The sequence below is a fragment of the Streptomyces sp. NPDC005774 genome (assembly GCF_042871645.1).
GTDB classification, from domain to species: Bacteria; Actinomycetota; Actinomycetes; order Streptomycetales; family Streptomycetaceae; genus Streptomyces; species Streptomyces pratens.
Genome location: NZ_JBIAIV010000024.1, coordinates 80,610 through 104,841, shown reverse-complemented (window position 1 = coordinate 104,841; position 24,232 = coordinate 80,610). Strand labels below are relative to the sequence as shown.

The following is a 24,232-nucleotide window of genomic DNA, read 5'->3' as shown; positions in this document are numbered from 1 at the left end:
GCGGCCGGGAGCGTGTGGCCGCCCGTCACCGTCCTGCGGGGAGCTGTTCGTTCGCCGTCGCGGGGTCCGGGCATGGGGCGCAGGGTTCGCGCGTTCCGGCGCGACGGCCGGCGGCCGTGCCTGCGTGCGGTCGTCGGCCGTGTCGGACACGGGGGCCGCGTGCGCGGGAGGCCCGAGCGGGTGGGTCGGCACGCGGGGCGCCGACAGTGCGCCCCCGGCCGGGGTGGAACCCGGTGGCCGGGGGCGCGTCGTCGCCGGTGTCGGTCAGCCGCCGGCGAGGAGGGACTCCAGCGCCGTCGCCGAGTCCGGATGACGGGCGGTCAGGGCCGCGCCCGCCAAAACCGTCGGCGGGCCGGCCGGGGCCCAGCCCTCCGTGCAGCCGAGCAGGTCCGCCACCGCGTCGCAGGTCGCCGGATGCGCGGTCAGCAGCGCCGTGCCCGTCGTGTCCGCCGGGGCGGTGGCCGGTGCCCACCCTTCCGCGCAGCCCAGCAGCTCCGCCAGCGCGTCGAACGCGGCGGGATGAGCCGGTGCCAGCGCGACACCCCGGCGGACGTCGGCCGCCTGCCCTGTCGCCTGTGCCGCGCGGCGTACAGGGACCGGAGCCGGTGCGCGCCAGGGCGGCACCCACGCGTCCAGCGCCGCGAGCCGGGCCGGGAAGATCCGTCCGGCCTCGCGGATCAGCAGCGGGGCGAGGTCCGCAGCGCCCGCCCGCAGCGTGCCGATCAGCGTCGGGAGCCACGGCAGCAGCACCGCGTCGGGCAGCCGGCCGAACGCGTTCGACACCGCCTCCACGACCACGTCCGCCAGACCCGGCACCGGCTCCAGCGCGTGCACGAAGCCGCTCAGGTAGCGCGGATACGCGGGCACCACCAGCGGGTTGGCCAGCAGTTCGTCGCACCGCGCCCGCAACCGCTGGCGGGAGAGCGTGCCGAGCTGCACCTGCGCCGCCCACAGCAGTGCCGTCTTCGACGGGTCCTCGGGGTGGGACTGCGCGACCGACAGCTCCAACTGCGCCCTGTCGCAGCCCAGCGAAAGCGCCAGGCTCTCCATGCCGAACAGGAAACCCAGCATCGCCGCGACCTGACCCGTCGTCGCGTCCTCGTCCGTGAACGCGGTCGGCAGCAGGGTGCAGTAGTGCGCGTAACCGGCCTTGACGAAGGACTCGATCCACGGCGGCAGCACCGGCTCGCTCGTCCGGTAGTACGCGAGCAGCCGGCGCACCCGGCGCAGCACCTCCGGCGCCCCGTCGACACTGCGCTCGGACGTCAGGACCGCCAGCGCGCGCGTGCCCAGCTCGTCGGCGAGACGCCGGCCGCCGCCCAGGTACAACGCCGCGTCCTCGACGGCTTCCAGGACCGCCGCCGCCGTTGCCTGCGGAGCGTAGGCGGCACGGCGCAGGCGCTGCTCCAGGACCTGCTCGATGCTGACGCCCTCGTAGCCGAGCTCGATGAGGGCCCGCTGGTGGGTGCCGAGCGCCAGGTCCCACGACTCCTGGATCGACCGCTCGCCCAGCGCGCGCTCACCCATGACGGTCCGGGCCGCGCCCTGCGGCAGCAGCCGGCGCAGCATCCACAGCACGTCGGAGCAGTCCCGCAGCTCCGGCCGGGACGCCATGTCCAGCAGGGCCCGCCGCACGCCCCGCTGCTGGAGTTTCAGCCCCAGCGGCTCCAGCCGGTCGTGCACGTCGCGGGCCAGGGGCGGCAGCGAGTCGTAGCCGACCTGGCCGACCCGGTCGCCGCCCATCATGATCTCGACGAGCCGCCGGACGTCCCGCCGGCCCGGCACCGCGTCCTTCTCGATGCAGGTGACCGCCGCGTCCTGGAAGTCGTACGGCGTGGGCTTGGCCCGGTCCCGCATCCCGGCGAGCAGGATCGACGTCTCGAAGACGGCGATCGCGTCGGCGGTGGAGGCGAGATAGCCGCTTCGCCGGGCCGAGCTCACGATGTCCACGGACCAGCCGACGAGTTCGGCCTCGTCCAGCGCGTCCAGGACCGGCGGGCGGCCCAGGAAGCCGGACAGCCTGTCCGTCGCCGCGGGCTGCCCCGTCCCCGCCGCCGGTACGGCGGTCTGCTGGGCCCGGGACTTCTTCGTACCGGCCTGACCCGCCAGCCGGTACGGCCGGACCCGGGTGCGCTTGAGGCTCTTCGCCCACTCGGTCGCCGCGATGGACACCGAGCCGGCGGCGAGACCGAACTGCGCCTCGATCGCCGCGTGACCGGACGGGATGAGCCCGTGCTGCCAGGTGGTGGCGGAGCGCGGCGAGATCTCGTACGTGGCGGAGCCGGCCACGCCGAACTCCTCCACCCTGCTGGCCGCGTGGAACGCGCCGCAGACGTACAGGCAGTCCTCGGGGGCGGTGCCGGTCGCGGCCAGGTGCTCCCGCATCCGGGTCCACATGTACCGCTCGCGGTCCTCGTCGATCCGCACCCGTGACGGGTCGCCGGGAGCGAGCCGCCGGAACAGGCTGCCGATGAGGAACATGACCTGGCGGTAGGTGTCGTGGTCGCCGTCGCCGAGCGGCAGCTCGACGTACTGGTGCCACCACTCCGACCAGTGCCGCACCTTGCCGTGCCGCAGCAGGTGCTCCTCCAGTTCGGCGAAACGCGGCCGCAGGTCGCCGATCTCCACACCGACGGCCTCGCCGTGCAGCGCGGCCTCCGTCGCGTCCTCGCCCGCGGCGGTCGCGTCCGCGGCGGTCCTGTCCTCGTCCGGCCCGTCCCCGGCCGTCTCCGGGGTGTTGCGGCCCCGGCTGTCCCACTGGAAGACGTGGTCGGAGGATCGGTCGACGAGGACCAGCTCGACGTCCGGCGTGTCCAGCGCGTACGCGATCGCCTGGTACTCGGCGGACGCCTCGGTGATCGGTGCGACCACCGACAGCGGCGCCCACTCGGGCGGGAAGCCGTCCACCTCGCTCGCGAACGCCTGGACGGCCACCGGGAGACGGCAGTTGCGCAGCTCGGTGAGGAGCGGCGCCATGTCCTCGCACAGCTCCAGGTACACCACCTTGGGCTGCTTCTCGCGCAGCCGGCGGGCCATCGCGAGGGCGGAGGCGGGCGAGTGGTGGCAGACGGGGAAGATCTCCAGCGGCTCGCGCACCGCGCGGTCCACGTCGTCGACCATGCCGAGGAGGATGCCCTCCAGGGCGTCCGGCCCGCCGGCGAACGTGGCCGCGGCCTCGTGGAGCTGTCCGCGCAGCCCCGCGAACGTGCTCTCCCGCGCCGCGCGCGTACTCTCCCGCACGACGGGCGCGCTCTTGAGTGCGCTCTCGGGTGCGGCGCTCATGACAGCGTCGCGATCGCGTCCCGGCCGCCCTCCAGGAACTCGGGCCACGAGCCGCCCTGCTCCTTGCTGCGCGGCTCGACGACACCGTGCAGGTACTTGTTGAGGATGGCCAGGTCCTCCGGCTCACGGCGGGCGAGGGAGCCGACGAGCGAGGAGGCGAGGGAACGGGCGGTCAGGGTGCGCTCACCGAAGAAGTTGCTGTGCAGGACCGCGTCCTCCAGCACACCGATCTGCTCGGCCGTCGACAGCGCGGACTCCAGCTTCTCGTCGTCGCTGCCGGCCGCGGCGGCGGAGGCGCGCAGGTCGGCGAAGCTCTGGAGCAGCACGTCGAGCAGGGTCGGCGGCACCTCCAGCTCTATCGAGTGACGGCGCAGCAGTTCCTCGGTGCGGAAGCGGACGATCTCGGCCTCGCTCTTCTTGTCCGTCATGACCGGGATGCGGACGAAGTTGAAGCGGCGCTTCAGCGCGGACGAGAGGTCGTTGACCCCGCGGTCGCGGCTGTTGGCGGTGGCGATGACCGAGAAGCCGGGCCTGGCGAAGACGATGTTGTCGCTGCCGCCGCTCTCCAGCTCCGGCACCGAGATGTACTTCTCGGAGAGGATGGAGATCAGCGCGTCCTGGACGTCGCTGGTGGAACGCGTCAACTCCTCGAAACGGCCGATCGACCCGGTCTCCATCGCGGTCATGATCGGCGAGGGGATCATCGACTCCCTGGACTGGCCCTTGGCGATGACCATGGACACGTTCCAGGAGTACTTGATGTGGTCCTCGGTGGTGCCGGCCGTGCCCTGCACCACGAGGGTGGAGTTGCGGCTGATCGCGGCGGACAGCAGCTCGGCCAGCCAGCTCTTGCCGGTGCCGGGGTCGCCGATCAGGAGCAGGCCGCGGTCGGAGGCGAGGGTGACGATGGAACGCTCGACGAAGCTCCGGTCGCCGAACCACTTCTGGGAGATCTCCCGGTCCAGGCCGTCGGAGCGCTCGGAGCCGAGAACGAACAGCCGGACCATCTTGGGCGACAGCCGCCAGGAGAAAGGCTTGGGGCCGTCGTCGACCGACTCCAGCCAGTCCAGCTCCTCGGCGTACTTGATCTCGGCGGGTGCGCGCAGCAGGTCGGACATCAGGGGAGGGCCTTTCCGTTCAGGGCTCGAAAAAGAGAAGTCGGGAGAAGCTGGGAAAAAGCTGGGAGAAGTGGAGAGAAGTCCGGGCGGGAGGGAGCGGACGGATCAGGTGAGAAACGTCTTGAGCTCGTGCACGAGCTTCTTGATGTGACCGGAGATCACCGGCGTGCCGAGGTCCTTGAAGCGCTCCCGGAACCACGGGTTGACGCTGCCGCGCCCGGCGCTGGTCACCGAGCCGACCGGGATGAACTTCGCGCCCGAGCGATGGATGGCGGACATGCTCTCGAACAGCTCGTCGGTGCGCCATTCGTAGAAGTCGGAGATCCACACCACGACGGTGTTGCGCGGTTCGGCGATCTTCGGCTGGGCGAGCGCCATGGCCACGGTGCCGTCCGTGCCGCCGCCGAGCTTGGTGCGCAGCAGGGTCTCGAACGGGTCGTGCGCCCAGGGCGTGAGGTCCAGCGCCTGGGTGTCGTAGGCGATCAGGTGGACGTCCACCTTCGGCAGACCGGCGAAAATGGAGGCCAGGATGGTGCAGTTGACCATCGAGTCGACCATGGAGCCCGACTGGTCCACGACGACGATCAGCCGCTGCGGTGTCGTCTTGCGGCTGGTGTGCCGGTAGTAGAGGCGGTCGACGTAGAGCCGCTCCTCCTCCGGACTCCAGTTGGTGAGGTTCTTCCAGATGGTCCGGTCGATGTCGAGGTTGCGGAAGACCCGCTTCGGCGGGACGGACCGGTCGATGTCGCCGACCGTGGCCTTCTCCACCTGGGTGCGCAGGACCGCGGAGACCTCGTCCACATAGCGGCGGATCAGCGACTTGGCGTTCGCCAGGGCCACACCGGAGAGGTTGTTCTTGTCCCGCAGCAGCTGCTCGATCAGGGACATGCTCGGGGTCAGCCGCGCGGCCAGTTGCGGGTCGGCCAGCACCTCGCGCAGCCGCATCCGCTTGACCAGACCGGCCTCGAGGGAGCCGAGTTCCGGCCCGATGGCGGGGATCAGCCGACTGAGGTCGGGTGTGCGCCCGCCACCGCCGGTGCCGGTGGGGCTGACACCCCGGCCGCCCGTGCCGGCGCGTCCGCCCCGCAGGTCGCCGGGCCGGCAGCCGAGCGCCCGCTCCAGCCAGCCCGCGTCGGACTGCCAGCGGGACAGCTGTTCGGCGGTGACGGCGCCGGAGCCGGTGGAGAAGACGTTCAGCAGGACCTTGGAGACGAGGGCCGCGCGCCGTACCTCGGCGGCCCGGTCACGGGCGTCGCCCTCCTCCGGCTCGGGGGCCATCAGCCCGTCGAACTCGGCGGCCAGTTCCGGGTGCCGCTGCACCACGGAGTCGACGGAGGCGCCCGGGTCGAGCAGCGCGGACGGCAGCCCGATGTCCTCGACCACGGCCAGGCTCGCCGACTCCAGCGAGGCCTGCTCCTCGGGGTCGAACAGCCGGGCCAGCAGCCGCCAGTAGAGCACCTGGCGCCGGTTGTCGTTCGGGTCGGGCGCGGCGGAATCCGCAGGTGCGGAGGTCCGGTCCGGGCCGGGCACAGCGGTCGGTGTGGTGGTGGGGTCGGTCATTTCCGCAGCAGCCTTCCGGCTCGTTCGCGGAGCGCGTCGACGGCACCGGTGGCGGCCTTCTCCGCGCGGACGCCGGCCTTGTCGGTGGTGCCCCCGGCCCACGCCCCGGCGTGCACGGCGACGGCCTTCTTCCGTACGGTCCGCTCCACGGCCAGCGGCTGGGCGTGGAACTCCCCGGCGTCCCACCGGAGCAGCGCGATGCACGTGCCGGACGTGGCGACGGCCTCGGCGGTGAGCGGTCCGGCGGCCGGTATCCGGTCGGTGTCGACGGGCAGGCGGTGTCCGGCGATCCGGAACGCGACCCCGTCGTCGTCCTGTTCCGCCTCGTACCCCTCCAGCAGGACGGGGACGGCGATCCGGGCCGGGTGCCGGTCCAACGGCGCGGTCGCCGCCGCGACGGCGGTGGGCAGGGCCACGCGCGCGGTGGCGAGGGAGTCGGCCGGCTCGCCCATGCGGGCGTGCGCGTCGTCCCAGATCAGGTCGCCCTCGGCGGTGACGGGCATCGCGTCGAGGTCCATCGCGCGGCCCTCGCCCACCGCGGTCAGCAGGGACAGGTGCGGGCGCAGCAGCTGCCACAGGCCCGCCCCGACGACGGTGTCGGGCTTCGGGGCGGACGCGGCGGCCCGCACCAGCCGGGGCGCGCCGCCGTCGGCGGGCTCGAACACCGCGTGGACCTGGGCCTGTACGGCGGTCGCGTGTTCCTGCACGTCGATCCCGAGCGGCAGCAGGCGGCCGGTGGCCGTCTCCGCCGCGGGGGTGCCGGTCGCGCCCGGCAGCGTCAGGAGCAGGGCCCGGGACCAGAGGTCCGCCCACCGGCGTACCGGAATCCGCTCCAGGGTGGCCCCCGGGCAGGACGCGGCGAGTTCGGCGGCGAATCCGTCCAGCAGCGTGGCCTGCCGGCGCAGCGCGGGGTCGGGCAGCATCGCGGAGACGACGGGCGCGGCGCCGCCGACCAGCTCGTGGTCGATGCCCTGCCAGCCGGCGCGCGCGAGGTCGCTCAGCCAACTGCGGGCGGCGGCGAGGAGGTTCGCCGCGTGGTCCGCGCCGCCGGCCCCGCCCGGGGCGGCCTCCTCGGCGACGGGCCGGCCGACGACCTCCGTCACACGGGCGGTCAGCGCGTCGTGCACCGAGCCGAGCAGGGCGGCCCGGGCGGCGGCGAGCGCGACGAAGTGGTCCTCGCCCGCGGCCCCGGCGACCGTCTTGTCGGCGGCCTCGGCGACGCGCGCGGCGAGCGGGGTGCCGGCGACGGCGTCGGCCAGCTCCACCACACCGGCGGCCCGGCCGGGCTGCGGGCGGAGCAGGCCGCCGACGAGCGCCGCGTCGAAGGCGTCCACGGCCGCGAGGGCCTCGTCGAGACCGTCGGCGGGATCGAACAGCAGATCGGCACGCATCAGGCCACCGCCCCCGTGGTCGGGAACCACTGCATCTCGGGCAGCGGCGCGGTGCTCGCAGCGAGCTCCAGGTACGCCAGGTGCCGCAGGAACCGGCTGAACACGGGCGCCGCGGCCGAGGTGTCGCCCTGCGCGGGCCGCGTGTGCGTCATGGCGGTGGTGACGGAGTCCGCGTCGAGCTCGCCGTCCGCCACCTCGACCTTCAGGTACCGGGCCACGCGCTCGGCGCCGTACTGCAGCACGGCCTCGTCGACCAGTGCCCGGATGTGGTTGCAGAACATGCCGCGCGCGCCGCCGCAGGGGCGGTTGTTGTTGGTGCTGCACGCGAACGCGTAGGTCCCGGCGGCGACGGACGACACGTATACGCGCCCGATGTCCGACCCGCTGGAGACCACCCCCTGCAGTCGGCCGTCCGCCAGCTCCACGAACGGCACCTTGGACAGCTTCCGCGGCCGTGCGGGCGGCACCACCCGTGCCGTGCTCGACTTCTCCCAGACGGACAACGCACCATCTCCCATGCATGCGAAAGGGGACGTCAACGCCACTGTGGCGCAACACGATCGAAGCTATCCCCGACCACTGACAACGAGGTTGCGCTGGGTGGAACCCGGGCCGCGACCGCCCGGACGCGAGCCTCGCGCACTCACCCGTGCGCCCGCCGGCGCACCGCCTGTCCGTCGATCCGGTAACGGAGTTGCGGCGGTGATGTCACAGACACCCGGCGACTACGCGTCGACTCCGCGATCTCCCCCGTAACCCCTTGAGGCGCTTGTTCACCCTTGGGCATACTGCGCAACCAGGGGGCTACGCACATGCGTACGAGACCACCCCCGGCCGGGTGATGGGGAATCAACCCGGCACATCCGCTAGGGGGAACCTTGCGCAAACAAGTCAAGAGAGCGCGCACGACGGGCGCGGCAACGGTCGCCATGGCAGCAGCCGTGGCGCTCGTGGCGGGCATGACCGGCCCGGCGTCGGCGAACGGGGGGACGGCCGCGGACACCGCTGCCGGTACCGGGGCACGGACGTCGTCCTCGCTGAAGGCCAAGCACCGCATCACTCTCATCACCGGCGACCGGGTCGCCGTGGACGCCAAGGGCCGCGTCGTCGGCCTGGAGCGGGCCAAGGGCCGGGAACACATACCCGTCCAGATCCGCAGGTCCGGCGGCCACACCTACGTCCTGCCGGCGGACGCCGCCCGGCTGATCACCGGAGGCCGGCTCGACCGGCGGCTCTTCGACATCACCGAACTCGGCAAGGACTCCACCCGGCGCTCCCAGCAGCGCGGTCCGAAGGTCATCGTCGGGTACCAGGGCCGCGCGGCCGCCGCCGCGAAGTCCGACGTCCGCGAGGCGGCCACGCTCCGCCGGAGCCTCGGCGCCCTGAACGCCGACGCCGTGCAGACCCCGCACGAGGACGCGCCCGACCTGTGGAAGGCGGTCACCGACGGCGACCGGACCGCGTCCGGCATCGCCCACGTCTGGCTCGACGGCGTCCGCGAGGCGTCCCTCGACAAGTCCGTCCCGCAGATCGGCACCCCCAAGGCATGGGCCGCCGGCTACGACGGCAAGGGCGTGAAGATCGCCGTCCTGGACACCGGTGTCGACACGGCCCACGCGGACCTGAAGGGCCAGGTGACCGCGTCCAAGAACTTCACCAGCTCGTCGAACACCGGCGACAAGGTCGGCCACGGCACCCACGTCGCCTCGATCGCGGCCGGTACCGGCGCCAAGGGCGGCAGCAAGTACAAGGGTGTCGCCCCCGGTGCCAAGATCCTCAACGGCAAGGTCCTCGACGACTCCGGCTTCGGTGACGACTCCGGCATCCTGGCCGGCATGGAGTGGGCCGTCGCGCAGGGCGCCGACGTCATCAACATGAGCCTGGGCGGCCGGGACACGGCCGAGATCGACCCGCTGGAGGCGGCGGTCAACAAGCTCTCCGCCGAGAAGGGCGTCCTGTTCGCCATCGCGGCCGGAAACGAGGGCCCCCGGTCGATCGGTTCGCCCGGCAGCGCCGACGCCGCCCTCACCGTGGGCGCCGTCGACGACAAGGACAAGCTCGCCGACTTCTCCTCCACCGGCCCCCGCCTCGGCGACGGCGCCGTCAAGCCGGACGTCACCGCGCCCGGCGTCGACATCACGGCCGCCTCGGCGAAGGGGAACGCGATCGCCAAGGAGGTCGGCGAGAAGCCGGCCGGCTACATGTCCATCTCGGGCACGTCGATGGCGACCCCGCACGTCGCGGGAGCGGCCGCGCTCCTGAAGCAGCAGCACCCCGACTGGACCTTCGCGGAGCTGAAGGGCGCGCTCACCAGCTCCACCAAGGGCGGCGCGTACACGCCGTTCGAGCAGGGCACCGGGCGGATCCAGATCGACAAGGCCGTCAAGCAGACGGTGATCGCCGAGCCGGCCTCGGTGAGCTTCGGCGTCCAGCAGTGGCCGCACACCGACGACAAGCCGGTCACCGAGCCGCTGACCTACCGCAACCTCGGCACCACGGACGTCACCCTGAAGCTGACGTCCACCGCCACCGGCCCCAAGGGCAAGGCGGCCCCGGCCGGCTTCTTCACCCTGGGCGCCACCACGGTGACGGTCCCCGCGGGCGGCACGGCCTCCGTCGACCTCACGGTCAACACCAAGCTCGGCGGCACCACCGACGGCGCGTACTCGGCCTACGTCGTCGCGACCGGTGGCGGCCAGAGCGTCCGCACGGCCGCGGGCGTGGAGCGGGAGGCCGAGTCCTACGACGTGACGCTGAAGGTCCTCGGCCGCGACGGCAAGGCCACGGCCGCCTATTACGCGGACCTGATAGGCACCTCCGGCGCGGCCGCCGACGAGTGGTACCAGCCCTACGACGCCGACGGCACCGTCACCATCCGGGTGCCCAAGGGCAACTACGTCCTGGACAGCTCGGTGTACGCCGGCACCGACCCGGAGAAGTTCAACGGCGCCGACTGGCTCTCCCAGCCGAAGCTGAGCGTCACCAAGAAGACGACGGTCACGCTGGACGCCCGCAAGGCCAAGCCGGTGAAGGTCACCGTGCCGGACGCGGCGGCCAAGTCGCAGCTCGCCTCGGCCGACTACACCGTGGAGACGAAGAACAGTTCCTACGGCTTCGGCTGGTGGCTGGAGTCGTTCAAGAACTTCCGCACCGCCCACCTCGGCCCGCAGATCACCGACGGCTCGCTGATCCAGCAGTGGGACGCCCACTGGAGCAAGGGAAGCAAGGCGCAGTACGGCACCGTCGCCGGCGGCAAGGTCAAGCAGCTCGCCACGGGCTACACCCGCGCCTACAAGGCGTCCGAACTGGCCACGGTGAAGGTCGCCATGGGCGCCGCGGCGAGCGGTAAGAAGGGCGCGATCAGCGCCATGGGCTTCCTGCCGGACAGCTACTCCGGCTCCTCGGTCGGCATCCCGCAGACCCTGCCCGGCACCCGCACCCTGTACCTGTCCACCAAGAACGGGGTGAAGTGGGGCCTCGACTTCGAGCAGCAGAACGGCGTCGACGCCGAGGGCTGGCCGATCGTCGAGGCCAACTACACCCTCGGTGACGCCTTCACCTTCAAGGCCGGCAAGAAGTACTCCAAGACCGTGAACACGGCGGTCTTCGGGCCGCGTGTCACCTCGGACTACGGCCTCTTCCGCGAGGGCAACCACATCTACGGGGTCCTCCCGCTGTTCGCCGACGGCAAGGGCAACCTCGGCTTCCCGAAGGTCACCTCGGCCACCACCAGCCTGTACCGCAACGGCACCAAGGTCGGCTCCCACGGCGACCCGCTGTTCGGTGAGGAAGCGTTCAAGGTGCCCTCCGCCGACGCCTCCTACCGGCTGACGACCTCAGTCAAGCGCAGTGCCAAGGTCGCCGCCGCGTCCACCCGCATCGACGCGAGCTGGACCTTCCGCTCCAAGAAGACCTCCGACATGAAGCAGCTGCCCGCCTCCACGGCCCGCTTCCAGGCGGTCACCGGACTGGACAGCAAGGTCACGGCGGGCAAGAAGGTCACCTTCCCGGTCACCGTCGAGGGCGCGGCCAAGGGCAAGAACCTCAAGTCGCTCACGGTGTGGGTCTCCTACGACTCCGGGAAGACCTGGAAGAAGACCACCGTCACGAAGAGCAAGATCACCGTCAAGAACCCCGCGAAGAAGAAGTCGATCTCCTTCCGCGCCAAGATCACCGACAAGAAGGGCAACACGTCGACGATCTCGATCCACAACGCCTACTACGGCAAGTGAGCCGGCCACCGGCCCACTGCTGAGCACGTACGGGGGCCCGCCGGAAGCCATGCTTCCGGCGGGCCCCGCCTGTATCGCCCCTCAGTGCGGCAGCGTCGCCGGGCTGCCGCCGTTGGCCTCGTAGCCCGCGACCGCCAGGGCCCGGTAGACCGCGAACTCCGCGGCGGGGTCGGGGGACAGGGTCCAGGGGAGCGCGCCGACATGGCCGTCGATGTGCGGCAGCTGGGTCATGGCCTCCGCCCAGCGCTCACCGCGGACCAGGAAGAAGACCAGCAGATGCCTCACGTGCGCGGCCATCGGGTCGTCGGGGCGGGCCGCGTGCACCGCGTGCAGCGCGCCGTGGACCGCCTTCGTCACCACCTGGCTCTGGTAGAAACCGCTGACCAGGTTCACCTCCGGCAGGTGCTCGAACACCGCGAACAGCGGCAGCGCGGCCAGCAGCGAACCCTGCGGTGCCCGCACGGCCGCGGCCTCCGCGAACGAGTACGCCAGCTCCCGCGAGCCGTGCCACTTCTCGCACCAGTAGTGCAGAGCGGCCAGATGCGCACCCATGTGGGCCGGCGCACGGTCCAGGACCTTCAGCCAGACCTGCTCGAAGTCCTTCCGCTCGTAGGCCAGTCCACGGGCCACCGAGAGCTCCACGATGTACGGGACCGGGTCACCGGGGGCCAGCAGTGCCGCCTCGCCGCACGCCGCCTTCGCCTCCTCCATGATGATCCGGAACTCGTCCGTCCCGCGCGTCGCCGTACGCCATGCCTGCTGCACCAGGAACTCGGCGTGCACCGCCGCGCCCCCCGCGTCCTTGGGCACCTCCGCACGCCACACCCGCAGCCACTGCCCGCCCGGCGACTCGCCGGCCCCGCCGGGCCGCGCGGCGAGCTCCAGCGAGGCGGCGCCCGCGAAGGCCTGCACGCGCTGCCAGCGCAGCTCGCTCGTCGCGTCGGTGCCGGCCAGCAGCTGCCGGGCCCCGCGGTAGTCCTGGGTGCGCTGCACCAGGTCCAGCACGTCCAGCAGGTCCTGGTCGGGGCCGGGCATCCGGACGTCCAGCTCCTCCTCGAGGGCGAAGCCGTACCCGGCCGGGTCCGCCGCGTCGGGGTGGCCGGCCGGCACCTGCGTGATCCCGCCGCGCACGCGCCTCAGGAACGGCAGCACCACGAAGCCGATCATGACCACTGCGAGCAGGACCAAGAGAATCTCCATGTCTCAAGCGAACCAGATCGCGTCGGCACTTGGCCAACGTGGTGCCAAACCTGTGGACGACCCGGCTGCCGTCATCGGGTGCGCGGGCGGACTACCCTCGGTGCACATGAGCGACACGCACATCAGTCAGCACTTCGAGACCCTCGCGATCCACGCGGGCAACACGGCCGACCCCCTCACCGGCGCGGTCGTGCCGCCGATCTACCAGGTCTCCACCTACAAGCAGGACGGTGTCGGCGGCCTGCGCGGCGGCTACGAGTACAGCCGCAGCGCCAACCCGACCAGGACCGCGCTGGAGGAGAACCTCGCGGCCCTGGAGGGCGGCCGCCGCGGCCTCGCGTTCGCGTCCGGGCTGGCGGCCGAGGACTGCCTGCTGCGCACGCTGCTCGCCCCCGGCGACCACGTGGTGATCCCGAACGACGCGTACGGCGGCACGTTCCGCCTGTTCGCCAAGGTCGTCGCCCGCTGGGGCGTGGAGTGGTCGGTGGCCGACACCAGCGACCCGGCCGCCGTCCGGGCCGCCCTCACCCCGAAGACCAAGGTGGTGTGGGTGGAGACCCCCTCCAACCCGCTGCTGGGCATCACCGACATCGCCGCCGTCGCCCAGATCGCCCGGGACGCGGGCGCCCGCCTCGTCGTCGACAACACCTTCGCCACGCCGTACCTCCAGCAGCCGATCGCGCTCGGCGCGGACGTCGTCGTGCACTCCCTGACCAAGTACATGGGCGGCCACTCGGACGTCGTCGGCGGTGCCCTGGTCACCGGTGACACGGAGCTCGGGGAGGAGCTGGCCTACCACCAGAACGCGATGGGCGCGGTCGCCGGGCCGTTCGACTCCTGGCTGGTGCTGCGCGGCGCCAAGACCCTCTCCGTGCGCATGGACCGGCACAGCGAGAACGCCACCAAGGTCGCCGACATGCTCAGCCGGCACGCGCGCGTGACCAGCGTCCTCTACCCGGGGCTGCCCGAGCACCCCGGCCACGAGGTCGCCGCCAAGCAGATGCGGTCCTTCGGCGGCATGATCTCCTTCCGCGTGGAGGGCGGCGAGGAAGCGGCCGTCGAGGTCTGCAACCGGGCCAAGGTCTTCACGCTCGGCGAGTCCCTGGGCGGTGTCGAGTCGCTGATCGAGCACCCCGGACGCATGACGCACGCGTCCGTCGTGGGCTCCGCGCTCGAGGTCCCCGCCGACCTGGTGCGCCTCTCCGTCGGCATCGAGAACATCGACGACCTGCTCGAGGACCTCCAGCAGGCGCTCGCCCGTTAGGAACAGGCCCCAGGGGCCGTCGAAGCCCGTACGCACGGGGTGGAGCCGTACCCGACGGCGGCTCCGCCCCTGCCGTACCCGGCTCGGAGTGAGGGGGCCGTACGCGGAGGGGCTCAGGAGGAGGGCTGTTCCTCCTGCCCCGGTGTGTCCGGCGCCGACATCCGAGCGGACAGCGCGCCGTTGAAGCGCGTGAGGAGCGCACAGAAGGCCTCGCGCTCCTCCTGCTCCCAGTCCTGCGTCAGTTCGGCCATCAACTGACGCCGTGAGGAACGGACTTCCTCCAGGCGTGCGTGCCCGCGCGGAGACAGCTGGAGCACCACCGCCCGGCCGTCCTCGGGGTGCGAGGTGCGTTTCACCAGGCCGGTGTCGACCAGCGGGGCCACCTGACGGGTGACCGTCGACGAGTCGATGCCCATGCTCGCGGCGAGCGCCTTGACCCCCATCGGGCCTTCGTTGTCGAGGCGGTTGAGCAGCAGATAGGCGGCGCGGTCCATGAAGCTGCGCGCCTGGCCGACGCCGCCGAGCCGGGTCTGTTCGGCGCGGCGGGCGAACAGCGCCACCTCGTGCTGCAGCGTGTCGAGGAGGCCGGTGTCACCGACGGTCGTCGTGTCCATCGACATGTCAGGTGTTGTGGGCATGGCCGGAGGCTCACTTCGTGAAGGGCTGCTAATTGGGGGACAGGGTACGCGGCCGGGAGGCGGCCCGTACCGGCGCTGCGCAAAGCCGGGTCCGCCCGCCGGCCACCGCGCACGTCCGCGCCCGTGAACTGCGATGCTGGAGTCATGGGCCACGGCACGGCTGACTCCTTGCGCACCGTCACCCTCGACGATGTGCGCGGTGCCCGGAAGATGCTCCAGGGTGTCGCGCGGGTGACCGCGATGGAGAGCAGCAGGCATCTGTCCCGCACGGTGGGCACCCCGGTGCACCTGAAGTGCGAGAACCTCCAGCGCACGGGTTCGTTCAAGCTGCGCGGCGCGTACGTCCGGATCGCCGGGCTGCTGCCGGAGCAGCGCGCCGCCGGTGTCGTCGCCGCGAGCGCCGGAAACCACGCACAGGGCGTCGCGCTCGCGTCCTCGCTGCTGGGGGTGGGCTCGACGGTGTTCATGCCGAAGGGCGCCCCGCTGCCGAAGATCAGCGCCACCCGGGAGTACGGCGCCGAGGTGCGCCTGCACGGCCAGGTGGTCGACGAGGCACTGGCCGCCGCCCAGGAGTACGCGGCCGGGACGGGCGCCGTGCTCATCCATCCCTTCGACCACCCCGACATCATCGCGGGCCAGGGCACCGTGGGCCTGGAGATCCTGGAGCAGTGCCCGGAGGTGCGCACGATCGTCGTCGGTACCGGCGGCGGTGGGCTGGTCGCCGGGATCGCGGTCGCGGTGAAGGCACTGCGGCCGGACGTACGGATCATCGGGGTGCAGGCGGAGGGCGCGGCCGCGTATCCGCTCTCGCTGGCGGCCGGGTACCCGGTGTCGGTGCGCAACCCGGCGACGATGGCCGACGGCATCAAGGTGGGGCGGCCCGGGGACGTGCCGTTCGGGATCGTCGGCGAGCTGGTGGACGAGGTCCGCACCGTCACCGAGGGCGAGCTGTCGGCCGCGCTGCTGCTGTGCCTGGAGCGGGCCAAGCTGGTCGTGGAGCCGGCCGGCGCGAGCCCGGTCGCGGCGCTGCTGAGCCGTCCCGACTCCTTCGAGGGACCGGTCGTGGCGGTGCTGTCCGGCGGCAACGTCGACCCGGTGCTGATGGAGCGGGTGCTGCGGCACGGGATGGCGGCACAGGGCCGCTATCTGGCCGTTCGGCTGCGGCTGACGGACCGGCCGGGCGCCCTCGCGACGCTTCTCGGGGCACTGTCAGTGGCCGACGCTAACGTTCTCGACGTGAGCCATGTACGGACCGACCCTCGGCTCGGGCTCACGGAGGTGGAGGTCGAAGTGCACCTCGAGACGAAGGGTCCGGCGCACTGCGCCGAGGTCGACCGGATCCTGCGTGACGCGGGCTACACGGTCATCGACTGACCCCGCTGTCACCCTTCGTCACTCGTTCGTGTCAATGCATTGAGAGACGCGATACATCGCGTTATGGTGTGTGTCGCGTGTCCCGCCCCGGCGTGACAGGGGTGCTCGAGGGCGACAAGGTACGGCATGGCACGACAAGGCGTGGCACAGCGCACATTCCTAGGCTTCTCAGAAGAATCCCCGACGACGTGGAGACTCATATGCCAGGCGCCATCTATGCCGAAGGCCTGGTGAAGACCTTCGGCGACGTAAAGGCACTGGACGGCGTCGACCTCGATGTCCCCGAGGGCACCGTCCTGGGCCTGCTCGGGCCGAACGGCGCGGGCAAGACCACCTCCGTCCGCTGCCTGACCACCCTGCTGCGCCCCGACCGCGGAAAGGCGGTGGTCGCCGGTATCGACGTGCTCAAGCACCCTGACGCCGTGCGCCGCTCCATCGGCCTGTCCGGCCAGTTCGCGGCGGTCGACGAGTATCTGACCGGCCGCGAGAACCTGCAGATGGTCGGGCAGCTCTACCAGATGCGGGCCAAGGCGGCGAAGGCGCGCGCGGACGAACTGCTGGAGCAGTTCCACCTCGCGGACGCCGCCGACCGCACCGCGAAGACCTACTCCGGCGGCATGCGCCGACGGCTCGACCTCGCGGCGGCCCTCGTCGTCTCACCGCCCGTGATGTTCATGGACGAGCCGACCACCGGCCTCGACCCGCGCAACCGCCAGCAGCTGTGGGAGGTGATCAAGCAACTCGTCTCCGGCGGTACGACACTGCTGCTGACCACCCAGTACCTGGAGGAGGCCGACCACCTCGCGCACGACATCGCGGTGGTCGACCGGGGCCGGGTCATCGCCCAGGGCACCTCCGACCAGCTCAAGGCCCGTACCGGTGGAGAGCGCGTCGAGGTCGTGGTGCACGAGCGGGAGCACATCCAGGCCGCCTCCGCCCTCCTGGACAGGTTCAGCCTGCGCGGCTCGGACCAGGGCGACACCAAGGTCGAGGAGCACATGCGCAAGATCACCACACCGGTCTCCGGCGGCGCGAAGCTCCTGGCCGAGATCATCCGCGAACTCGACGTCCGCGGCATCGAGATCGACGACATCGGTCTGCGCCGCCCGACCCTCGACGACGTCTTCCTCTCCCTCACCGGTCATGTCGCGGAGGCAGGGGGAGAGGACGGCGGGCGACCCGGCGCCGGACGGGGCGGCACCGAACGGGGCGGCACCGGACAGGAACACTCGCACAGGAAGGAGGCCGCCAAGTGAGCGCCGTCACCGACGCCGTGCGGATCGCGGCACCCGGCAACCCCCTCGCCCAGTCGATCCGGGACTCCCTGATCGTGGCCAAGCGCAACCTGATCAGGATGGCCAGGATTCCCGAAGTGGTCATCTTCGGGCTCATCCAGCCGATCATGTTCGTGGTGCTGTTCTCCTACGTGTTCGGCGGGTCCATGAACATCGGGGGCACCACGAGCCCGCAGGTCTACCGCGAGTTCCTGATGGCCGGCATCTTCGCCCAGACCGTGACCTTCGCCACCGCCGGAGCCGGTGCGGGTATCGCGGAGGACATGCACAAGGGGCTCATCGACCGCTTCCGTTCCCTGCCCATGGCCCGCGGCGCGGTGCTCACCGGCCGTACCCTCGCCGACCTGGTGCAGACGGCGCTCACCCTGCTGGTGCTCGCCGTGGTCGCCCTGCTGGTCGGCTGGCGCACCCACACCGGCGCCGGCGAGGTGCTCGCCGCCTTCGGGCTGCTGCTGCTCACCGGATACGCGTTCACCTGGATCGGCGCGGTCATCGGCCTGTCGGTCCGCTCCCCGGAGGCGGCCACCTCCGGCGGCCTGGTGTGGCTCTTCCCGGTCACCTTCGTGTCGAACGCGTTCGTGGACACCGATCAGATGACCCCCTGGCTGCGGCACATCGCGGAGTGGAATCCGTTCAGTGCCACCGTCCAGGCCTGCAGGGAGCTCTTCGGCAACCCCGGAGTCTCCACCTCGGACGCCTGGCCCATGCAGCACCCGGTGTGGGCCTCGCTGATCTGGTCGGTCCTGATCATCCTCGTCTTCAGGACGCTCGCCGTACGCAAGTACCGTTCGGCGACGGCATGACGAAACCCCCGGCAGCTTCCCGTAAGGGAGGGCCGCCGGGGGCCCGGTCATGGACCCGCGAGTGCGGAACGCAGGGGGAGCCGACTGGAGTCGGCGCAGGTCAGCCCTTGTACGGCTCGGCCTTGAGGATCTTCACCGAGGCCTTCTTGCCGTTCGGCAGCTCGTATTCTGCTTCCTCGCCGACCTTGTGGCCGTTCACTCCGGTACCCAGCGGGGACTGCGGTGAGTACGTCTCGATGTCCGAACTCGCGTATTCGCGCGAGGCGAGGAGGAAGGTCAGCGTGTCGTCCTCGTCGCCGTCGAAGGCGATCGTGACGACCATGCCGGGCCCCACCGTGCCGTCGGCCGCCAGCGCCTCACCGACCTTGGCGTCCTCGAGGAGCTGGGTGAGCTGCCGCACGCGGAGCTCCTGCTTGCCCTGCTCCTCCTTGGCCGCGTGGTACCCGCCGTTCTCCCGCAGGTCGCCCTCCTCGCGTGCGGCGGCGATCTTCGCGGAGATCTCCGTACGCGCGGGACCAGTAAGGTACTCAAGCTCGTTCTTGAGCTTGTTGTACGCCTCCTGGGTCAGCCAGGTGACGTTCTCGCTGGTCTGGGTCACTGGTGCTCCTCGTAGGTACGTGGGAATACAAAGCATCGCCCTCCCTGAAGGATGTTCCTCCACGGATGGGCGAAACCACGAGCCTAACAATTCCACGACGGAAGGGGGAGGACATAAGCCACCAGAGTCATGTTTCCGCAGGCCGAAGAGGGTTCGATACCCGCGGGACCGGTCGGGTCGGGCTCAGTCCGCGTGGCACCCGAGGAGCTCGGCCGAGTTGCCCGGAGAGGTCGTGCGGAGCGTGACGACCTTGTCGATGCGGGTGTCGTCCCCGCCGAAGCGGAAGTCGGCGCGGCCCACCTCGGCGCCGTCCGCGGCCTGGGACCGCACCGTGCAGTAGCCCTCGACCCCGGCGTCCTTGTGGACCTCCAGGCGTACCTGCACCGCGGTCTTCGAGGTGTCGAAGCCGATCAGCTCACCGCTGATCTCGTTCTTGACGACGTAGTGGTAGCCGAACCAGCCGAACAGGGCGAGCATGACCACGGCCAGGGCCGCGCCGACGATCTTGAGGACGCGGTCGGCACGTTCGTCCGAAGAGCGGCCGTAACGGCCCTCGGGCGGTCGCGTGCTCGCCGTACTCATGATCGTCTCCTCGGCAGGAACGGGACGCGTGCCCCCCCGGAAAGGCCCGGAACCGGGCTCCCGGAATTATTCATCCCCGGCTTCGGTCACTATAGAAGCCTTCCGTCCACCGCCCGCCCGCCACCCCACCGCGACGTCCCACGGGACGGCCGCCGGGGGAAGCGTGTGCCGGGTGCGCGGGGCGCCTACCGACTTGAGGAATGAGTCTTGACTGATCAGTTGCGACTGATGGCCGTGCACGCCCACCCCGACGACGAGTCGAGCAAGGGCGCGGCCACCATGGCGAAGTACGTGTCCGAGGGGGTGGACGTGTTGGTCGTGACCTGCACGGGCGGGGAGCGCGGCTCCATCCTCAACCCCAGACTGCAGGGTGATCCGTACATCGAGGAGAACATCCACGAGGTCCGCAGGAAGGAGATGGACGAGGCCCGGGAGATTCTCGGGGTGAAGCAGGAATGGCTCGGCTTCGTCGACTCCGGTCTGCCCGAGGGCGACCCGTTGCCCCCGCTGCCCGAGGGCTGCTTCGCCCTTCAGGACGTGGACAAGGCGGCCGGTGAGCTGGTGCGGAAGATCCGCGCGTTCCGTCCCCAGGTGATCACCACCTACGACGAGAACGGCGGCTATCCGCACCCCGACCACATCATGACCCACAAGATCACGATGGTGGCGTTCGAGGGCGCGGCGGACACCGGGACGTACCCGGAGGACGAGTTCGGCCCGGCCTTCCAGCCGCTGAAGGTCTATTACAACCAGGGTTTCAACCGCCCCCGCACCGAGACGCTGCACCAGGCGCTGCTGGACCGCGGCCTGGAGTCGCCTTACGGGGACTGGCTCAAGCGCTGGGCGGAGTTCGAGCGCAAGGAGCGCACGCTCACCACGCACATTCCGTGTGCGGACTTCTTCGAGATCCGTGACAAGGCGCTGATCGCGCACGCCACACAGATCGACCCCGACGGGGGCTGGTTCCGGATCCCGATGGAGATCCAGAAGGAGGTCTGGCCCACCGAGGAGTACGAGCTGGCGAAGTCCCTCGTGGACACCTCCCTCCCCGAGGGCGACCTCTTCGCGGGCATCCGCGACAATGCCTGATATGAGCGCAAGCGCAAACCTGGCAATGAGCCACCTGGTCACCCTCGCCGAGTTCGACAAGGACAAGGTCACCCCCGGTGTCCTCGGCTTCATCGTGTTCGCGGTGATGGCCCTGGCGGTCTGGGGCCTGATGAAGTCGATGAGCCGGCACATGAACCGGGTCGACTTCGCCGAGCCGGGATCCCGGGCGGCCGAATCCGAGAACGCCGGGCAGCCGGCAGCGGGCGCGGCAGGGGAGAAGAAGCAGGGCTGATCCGCGTGGCCTTCCGACGGCCCCGGAAGGCTACGCGGCGTCACCCCACGGCGTCACCCCACGGGGCCGCCCTGGGTGTGCGACCCCACGGCCACCCCCATCACCTCGCGCGCGTGGCGGCTGGGGACCATGCCCAGGCGCCAGGCCTGCCAGCCCGCCTCCAGGCTCGCCCCCCGCTCCAGCAGCAGCTGGTAGGCGTCCACGTAGTCGCCCAGCTTCTCGTCGCGGGTGGCGTGCGTGGTCCGGCCGAGCTGGGCCAGCTCTTCCTGGGCCACCGCCGTGCCGACCTCCGTACCGCCCGGGGCCGCGTACGGGAGCAGGGTGCAGCGCAGGAACCGCGCCCAGTCCTCGCCGCGCCGGTCCCCGTAGGACGCGAACAGCGCCGCCGCCTCGTCGCACAGGGCCAGCGCCTGCTGGGTGCGGGCGTTGCCCGCGTCGACGACCGCCAGCTCCAGGCAGGTCCACGCCTCGCCGTGGGCCACCCCGATGCGCTGGAAGTCCGCGCGGGCGTCGACCAGCAGCTGACGGGCGAAGCCGGAGTTGCGCAGCGAACCGGTCTGCGCGGCCCGCTGGTCGCGGGTGACGCGGGCCGAGTGGTGCCGGGCGCAGGCCAGCCCGTACACGTCCCGCATCCGGGAGAACATGGTGCGGGACCGCTCCAGTTCGCGCACCGCTCGGTCCAGGTCGCCGGTCTCCTCCAGTGCCTGGCCCAGGTAGTACAGCGTCCACGCCTCCCCGCGCGCGTCCTCGTTGTCCCGGTGCCGGGCGGCGGCCCGCCGCAGGTCCTCCACGGCCGGCGAGGCGTCCCCCTCGATCAGCCGGGCACGGGCCAGCTGGGTCAGCGCCCACGCCTCGCCGCGGGCGTCGCGGGTGCGGCCGTACAGCTCGAGCGCGGTGCGCAGTTCCGTCTCGGCGCGGGGGACGTCACCCATCCGCAGGTTCAGCTGCCCGAGCTGGAAGTGCGCCCACGCCTGGCCGTGCACGGACTCGCCCGCCCGGTGCAGCACCAGCGACTCGGTGAGCAGGTCCAGGGCCTCGGACAGCCGGGCCCGGTCGCGTTCCACCGCGGCCAGCGCGTGCATCGTCCACGCCCGGTCGGTGGCCAGCTGGGGCGCGGACTGCAGGTCCATCGCCTCCCGCAGCCGCGCCGAGGCCTCCGTCAGATTGCCCTGGTGGTGCAGCGTGATGCCCAGTGAGGTCAGGGCCCGCGCGGCGCCCGCGTCGTGGTGTGCCTCCCGGTACAGGTCGACCACCGACGTCAGGGTCGTCCGCGCCTTGTCCAGTTCGCCCAGCTGTCGGGCCGCGATACCGGTGCGCCACTGCACCGAACGCACCAGCAGCCCCTCGTCCACGGTCTGCGCCAGCTCGTTGATCTCCCCGAGCCGGTACAGGTCGCCGCGCAGCAGGCAGTAGTCGCACAGGGCGCCCAGGAGGTTCAGCACCGCCCTCTGGTCGACGCCCTCCGCGTGCCGCAGTGCCGCCGTGATGAAGCTCGACTCGTCGTCCAGCCAGCGCAGCGCCTCGTCCAGGGACGTGAAGCCGTACGGGCCGAAGCGGTCCGAGCGGGTCGACATGTTCCCGTCGACCAGCCGCAGCACCGAGTCGGCCAGCTCGGCGTAGTTCACGATCAGCCGCTCCTGCGCCGCCGCCCGCTCGGCCGGGTCCTCCTCGTCGAGGAGACGGGCCAGCGCGAAGGCGCGGACGAGGTCGTGCAGCCGGTAGCGGCCCTGCCGCACCGGGGTGATCAGACCGGCCCGGGACAGCGCCTCCAGATGCCGCCGGCCCTCGGCCTCGTCGGTGCCGAGCACCGCGGCCGCCGCTGCCGCGCCCAGCGAGACCCGGCCCGCCAGCGCCAGCCGCCGCAGCAGCCGCCGCAAGGTCTCCGGCTGGTCGGTGTAGCGCAGCCACAGGGCGCGCTCGACCGGGTCGACCGGTCCGTAGGCGCTCAGGTCCGAGGCCAGCGCGCGCGGTGAGCGCGCACCCAGCGAGGAGCCGGCGATCCGCAGCGCCAGCGGCAGCCCGCCGCACAGTTCCCGGACCCGGTCGGCGGACTCGGCGTCGTAGGGCTCGGACGAGTCCTGCGCGGCGGCGGTCAGGAGCTCTTCCGAGCCCGCCGGGTCCAGCGCCTCCACCGGCAGCTGGTGCACCCGTGCCGGCAGGTCGTCCGGCAGGCCGAGCGGTGCCCGGGAGGTCACCAGGACCAGGCTGTCGGAACGCTCCGGTAGCAGGGTGCGGACCTGCTGCGGGTCCGCGGCGTCGTCGAGGACGATCGTCACCGGCATGCCCGTCACATGCTGGTGGTACAGCTCGCTCAGCCGTCTGACCTGCTGGTCGGGCGAGGACCGCTCACGGAACAGCAACTGTTCGCGGGGCGCCCCCAGCCGGTTCAGCAGGTGCAGCAGCGCGTCCCGGGTGGGCAGCGGCGCCTCGCCGGGGCTGTCGGCGCGCAGATCGACCACGCAGGCGCCGCGGAAGTAGTCCTTCAGGTCGTGCGTGGCGCGCACCGCGAGCGTGGTCCGGCCGCTGCCGGGCGCCCCGTACAGCACCACCACCGTGGGCAGTGTCTCCGTGGTCGCGCGTGCGGCCTGCGCCCACTGCCGGATCTGCGCCATCTCCCGCCGCCGTCCCGCGAACGTCCCCACCGGCTCGGGCAGTTGGCCGAACGACTGCTCGAGGACGTTGCGCCCGCGGGCCGCCGCGCTCTTGTCGGCGCCGCGCAGCCGCGGTCCCGTCCGCTGGGGCCCGGTGGACGCGGCGAGCATCCGCTGCTGGTCCAGGAACGGCCGGATGCCGCGCACCTCCAGCGCCGTCAGCCACTGCAGCCGCAGTTGCTCCGGTCCGCCCGGCTGGCTCACCGCGCCGGCCCGGTGGTGGGCGGCGGGCACATGCGCGCCCACGACCTTCACCACGGTCGCCGCCGCCCCGGCCACTCCGACGGCCACGCCCGCGCCGAGCGCCGTCCCGGTGCCGGTGCCGAGGAAGAGGTCGGCGACCACGGCCGTCGCCCCGGCCACCCCGGCCACCAGTAACGGCGTCCCGGCGCCCTCGCGGGCGTACCGCTGGCGGAGGGTGAGCTGCCCGGCCGCCGCGTCGTCCAGGGCACGGGTGTACGCCTCGTACTCCTCGGCCGCCGTCCGCGCCATCGAGTCCAGCGCGCCGCGTGCCCGGGACACCAGCACCTTCCCGTCGGTGCGCCCGCCCGACCGGCGCACCTCTTCCTCCACAGCCCGTGCCAACAACCGCTCGGCGTCCGCACGATGACTGTCCCGCATGTCACGTCCCCCTCCGGGGGCCCCGGTCGCACCCGGTGTGCCCAGGTGTCCAGGGGTCCCTCCCGTCCCCTCCCCGAGACCCTTTCGGGTTATGCGTGAAATTGATGTCCTGTACACGCCATATCTCGAGGGGGAGGGGCCGGGGCGCCTTCCGGAGAGACGCCCTCCAGTCGGGGTGGACGCTACCGGTGTGCGGTCCGGCAGACGCGGGGCAAGTCGATCTGCGAGGGAGCAGTGCCTCTCGCCGACCGCATCGACCACGCGGTGGGCCAGGCTTGGGT

The 24,232-nt window shown here is 71.8% G+C and carries 17 protein-coding genes; 7 read left to right on the top strand and 10 right to left on the bottom strand.

Annotated features, from left to right (window positions below; genetic code table 11):
- Positions 1-264: 264 nt before the first annotated feature.
- The 5 genes from ACFYQA_RS22030 to ACFYQA_RS22010 all read right to left on the bottom strand — a co-directional run bounded on the left by ACFYQA_RS22030 (position 265) and on the right by ACFYQA_RS22010 (position 7,854).
- Positions 265-3,282, bottom strand: a complete 3,018-nt coding sequence (locus ACFYQA_RS22030) for a hypothetical protein (RefSeq protein WP_388920319.1) — start codon at positions 3,280-3,282, stop codon at positions 265-267.
- The gene (locus ACFYQA_RS22025) at positions 3,279-4,400 is read right to left on the bottom strand and encodes an AAA family ATPase (protein ID WP_388920316.1); all 1,122 of its coding nucleotides are present in this window, start codon (positions 4,398-4,400) and stop codon (positions 3,279-3,281) included. The genes ACFYQA_RS22030 and ACFYQA_RS22025 overlap by 4 nt, the downstream gene beginning before the upstream one ends.
- 105 nt (positions 4,401-4,505) lie before the next feature.
- Positions 4,506-5,960, bottom strand: coding sequence for a VWA domain-containing protein (locus tag ACFYQA_RS22020; RefSeq protein WP_388920313.1), 1,455 nt, complete (start codon positions 5,958-5,960; stop codon positions 4,506-4,508).
- The gene (locus tag ACFYQA_RS22015) at positions 5,957-7,351 is read right to left on the bottom strand and encodes a hypothetical protein (protein ID WP_388920310.1); all 1,395 of its coding nucleotides are present in this window, start codon (positions 7,349-7,351) and stop codon (positions 5,957-5,959) included. The genes ACFYQA_RS22020 and ACFYQA_RS22015 overlap by 4 nt, the downstream gene beginning before the upstream one ends.
- Positions 7,351-7,854, bottom strand: a complete 504-nt coding sequence (locus ACFYQA_RS22010) for a hypothetical protein (RefSeq protein ID WP_388920307.1) — start codon at positions 7,852-7,854, stop codon at positions 7,351-7,353. Before ACFYQA_RS22010 ends, ACFYQA_RS22015 begins: the two co-directional genes overlap by 1 nt.
- A 426-nt stretch (positions 7,855-8,280) precedes the next feature.
- On the opposite strand from ACFYQA_RS22010, the gene ACFYQA_RS22005 reads away from it, so the two are divergent.
- Positions 8,281-11,583 (top strand): S8 family serine peptidase, encoded by a 3,303-nt coding sequence (locus tag ACFYQA_RS22005; RefSeq protein ID WP_388920304.1) that lies wholly within the window; start codon positions 8,281-8,283, stop codon positions 11,581-11,583.
- 81 nt (positions 11,584-11,664) lie between these two features.
- Here the strand turns inward: ACFYQA_RS22005 and ACFYQA_RS22000 are convergent, their stop codons facing one another.
- The gene (locus ACFYQA_RS22000) at positions 11,665-12,783 is read right to left on the bottom strand and encodes a hypothetical protein (protein WP_388920301.1); all 1,119 of its coding nucleotides are present in this window, start codon (positions 12,781-12,783) and stop codon (positions 11,665-11,667) included.
- A 106-nt stretch (positions 12,784-12,889) separates the two neighbouring features.
- Between ACFYQA_RS22000 and ACFYQA_RS21995 the strand changes: the two genes are divergently transcribed.
- Positions 12,890-14,047: a cystathionine gamma-synthase gene (locus ACFYQA_RS21995; protein ID WP_388920298.1), complete on the top strand. Its 1,158-nt coding sequence runs from the start codon at positions 12,890-12,892 to the stop codon at positions 14,045-14,047.
- Positions 14,048-14,160: 113 nt separating this feature from the next.
- Here ACFYQA_RS21995 and ACFYQA_RS21990 read toward each other — a convergent pair whose 3' ends face one another.
- Positions 14,161-14,661 carry a MarR family winged helix-turn-helix transcriptional regulator gene (locus tag ACFYQA_RS21990; RefSeq protein WP_388920365.1) on the bottom strand — a complete coding sequence of 167 codons (501 nt, stop codon included), beginning with the start codon at positions 14,659-14,661 and terminating at the stop codon, positions 14,161-14,163.
- 168 nt (positions 14,662-14,829) lie between these two features.
- Between ACFYQA_RS21990 and ilvA the strand changes: the two genes are divergently transcribed.
- From ilvA to ACFYQA_RS21975, 3 genes are all read left to right on the top strand, one after another.
- Positions 14,830-16,059 carry a threonine ammonia-lyase gene (gene ilvA / locus ACFYQA_RS21985; protein ID WP_388920295.1) on the top strand — a complete coding sequence of 410 codons (1,230 nt, stop codon included), beginning with the start codon at positions 14,830-14,832 and terminating at the stop codon, positions 16,057-16,059.
- Between the two features lie 200 nt (positions 16,060-16,259).
- On the top strand, positions 16,260-17,315 hold the full coding sequence (locus ACFYQA_RS21980; RefSeq protein WP_388920292.1) for an ATP-binding cassette domain-containing protein: 1,056 nt from the start codon (positions 16,260-16,262) through the stop codon (positions 17,313-17,315).
- On the top strand, positions 17,312-18,157 hold the full coding sequence (locus ACFYQA_RS21975; RefSeq protein ID WP_388920290.1) for an ABC transporter permease: 846 nt from the start codon (positions 17,312-17,314) through the stop codon (positions 18,155-18,157). The genes ACFYQA_RS21980 and ACFYQA_RS21975 overlap by 4 nt, the downstream gene beginning before the upstream one ends.
- Before the next feature lie 100 nt (positions 18,158-18,257).
- Here the strand turns inward: ACFYQA_RS21975 and greA are convergent, their stop codons facing one another.
- On the bottom strand, positions 18,258-18,755 hold the full coding sequence (greA, locus tag ACFYQA_RS21970; RefSeq protein ID WP_388920287.1) for a transcription elongation factor GreA: 498 nt from the start codon (positions 18,753-18,755) through the stop codon (positions 18,258-18,260).
- A gap of 183 nt (positions 18,756-18,938) precedes the next feature.
- A complete protein-coding gene (locus ACFYQA_RS21965; RefSeq protein WP_388920284.1) occupies positions 18,939-19,337 on the bottom strand; it encodes a DUF4307 domain-containing protein in 399 nt (132 codons plus the stop codon).
- Positions 19,338-19,544: 207 nt separating this feature from the next.
- On the opposite strand from ACFYQA_RS21965, the gene mca reads away from it, so the two are divergent.
- Positions 19,545-20,426 carry a mycothiol conjugate amidase Mca gene (gene mca, locus ACFYQA_RS21960; protein WP_388920281.1) on the top strand — a complete coding sequence of 294 codons (882 nt, stop codon included), beginning with the start codon at positions 19,545-19,547 and terminating at the stop codon, positions 20,424-20,426.
- A complete protein-coding gene (locus ACFYQA_RS21955; protein WP_388920278.1) occupies positions 20,419-20,679 on the top strand; it encodes a hypothetical protein in 261 nt (86 codons plus the stop codon). The genes mca and ACFYQA_RS21955 overlap by 8 nt, the downstream gene beginning before the upstream one ends.
- Positions 20,680-20,732: 53 nt before the next feature.
- Here the strand turns inward: ACFYQA_RS21955 and ACFYQA_RS21950 are convergent, their stop codons facing one another.
- Positions 20,733-23,951, bottom strand: a complete 3,219-nt coding sequence (locus tag ACFYQA_RS21950) for a tetratricopeptide repeat protein (protein WP_388920275.1) — start codon at positions 23,949-23,951, stop codon at positions 20,733-20,735.
- Positions 23,952-24,232 lie beyond the last annotated feature (281 nt).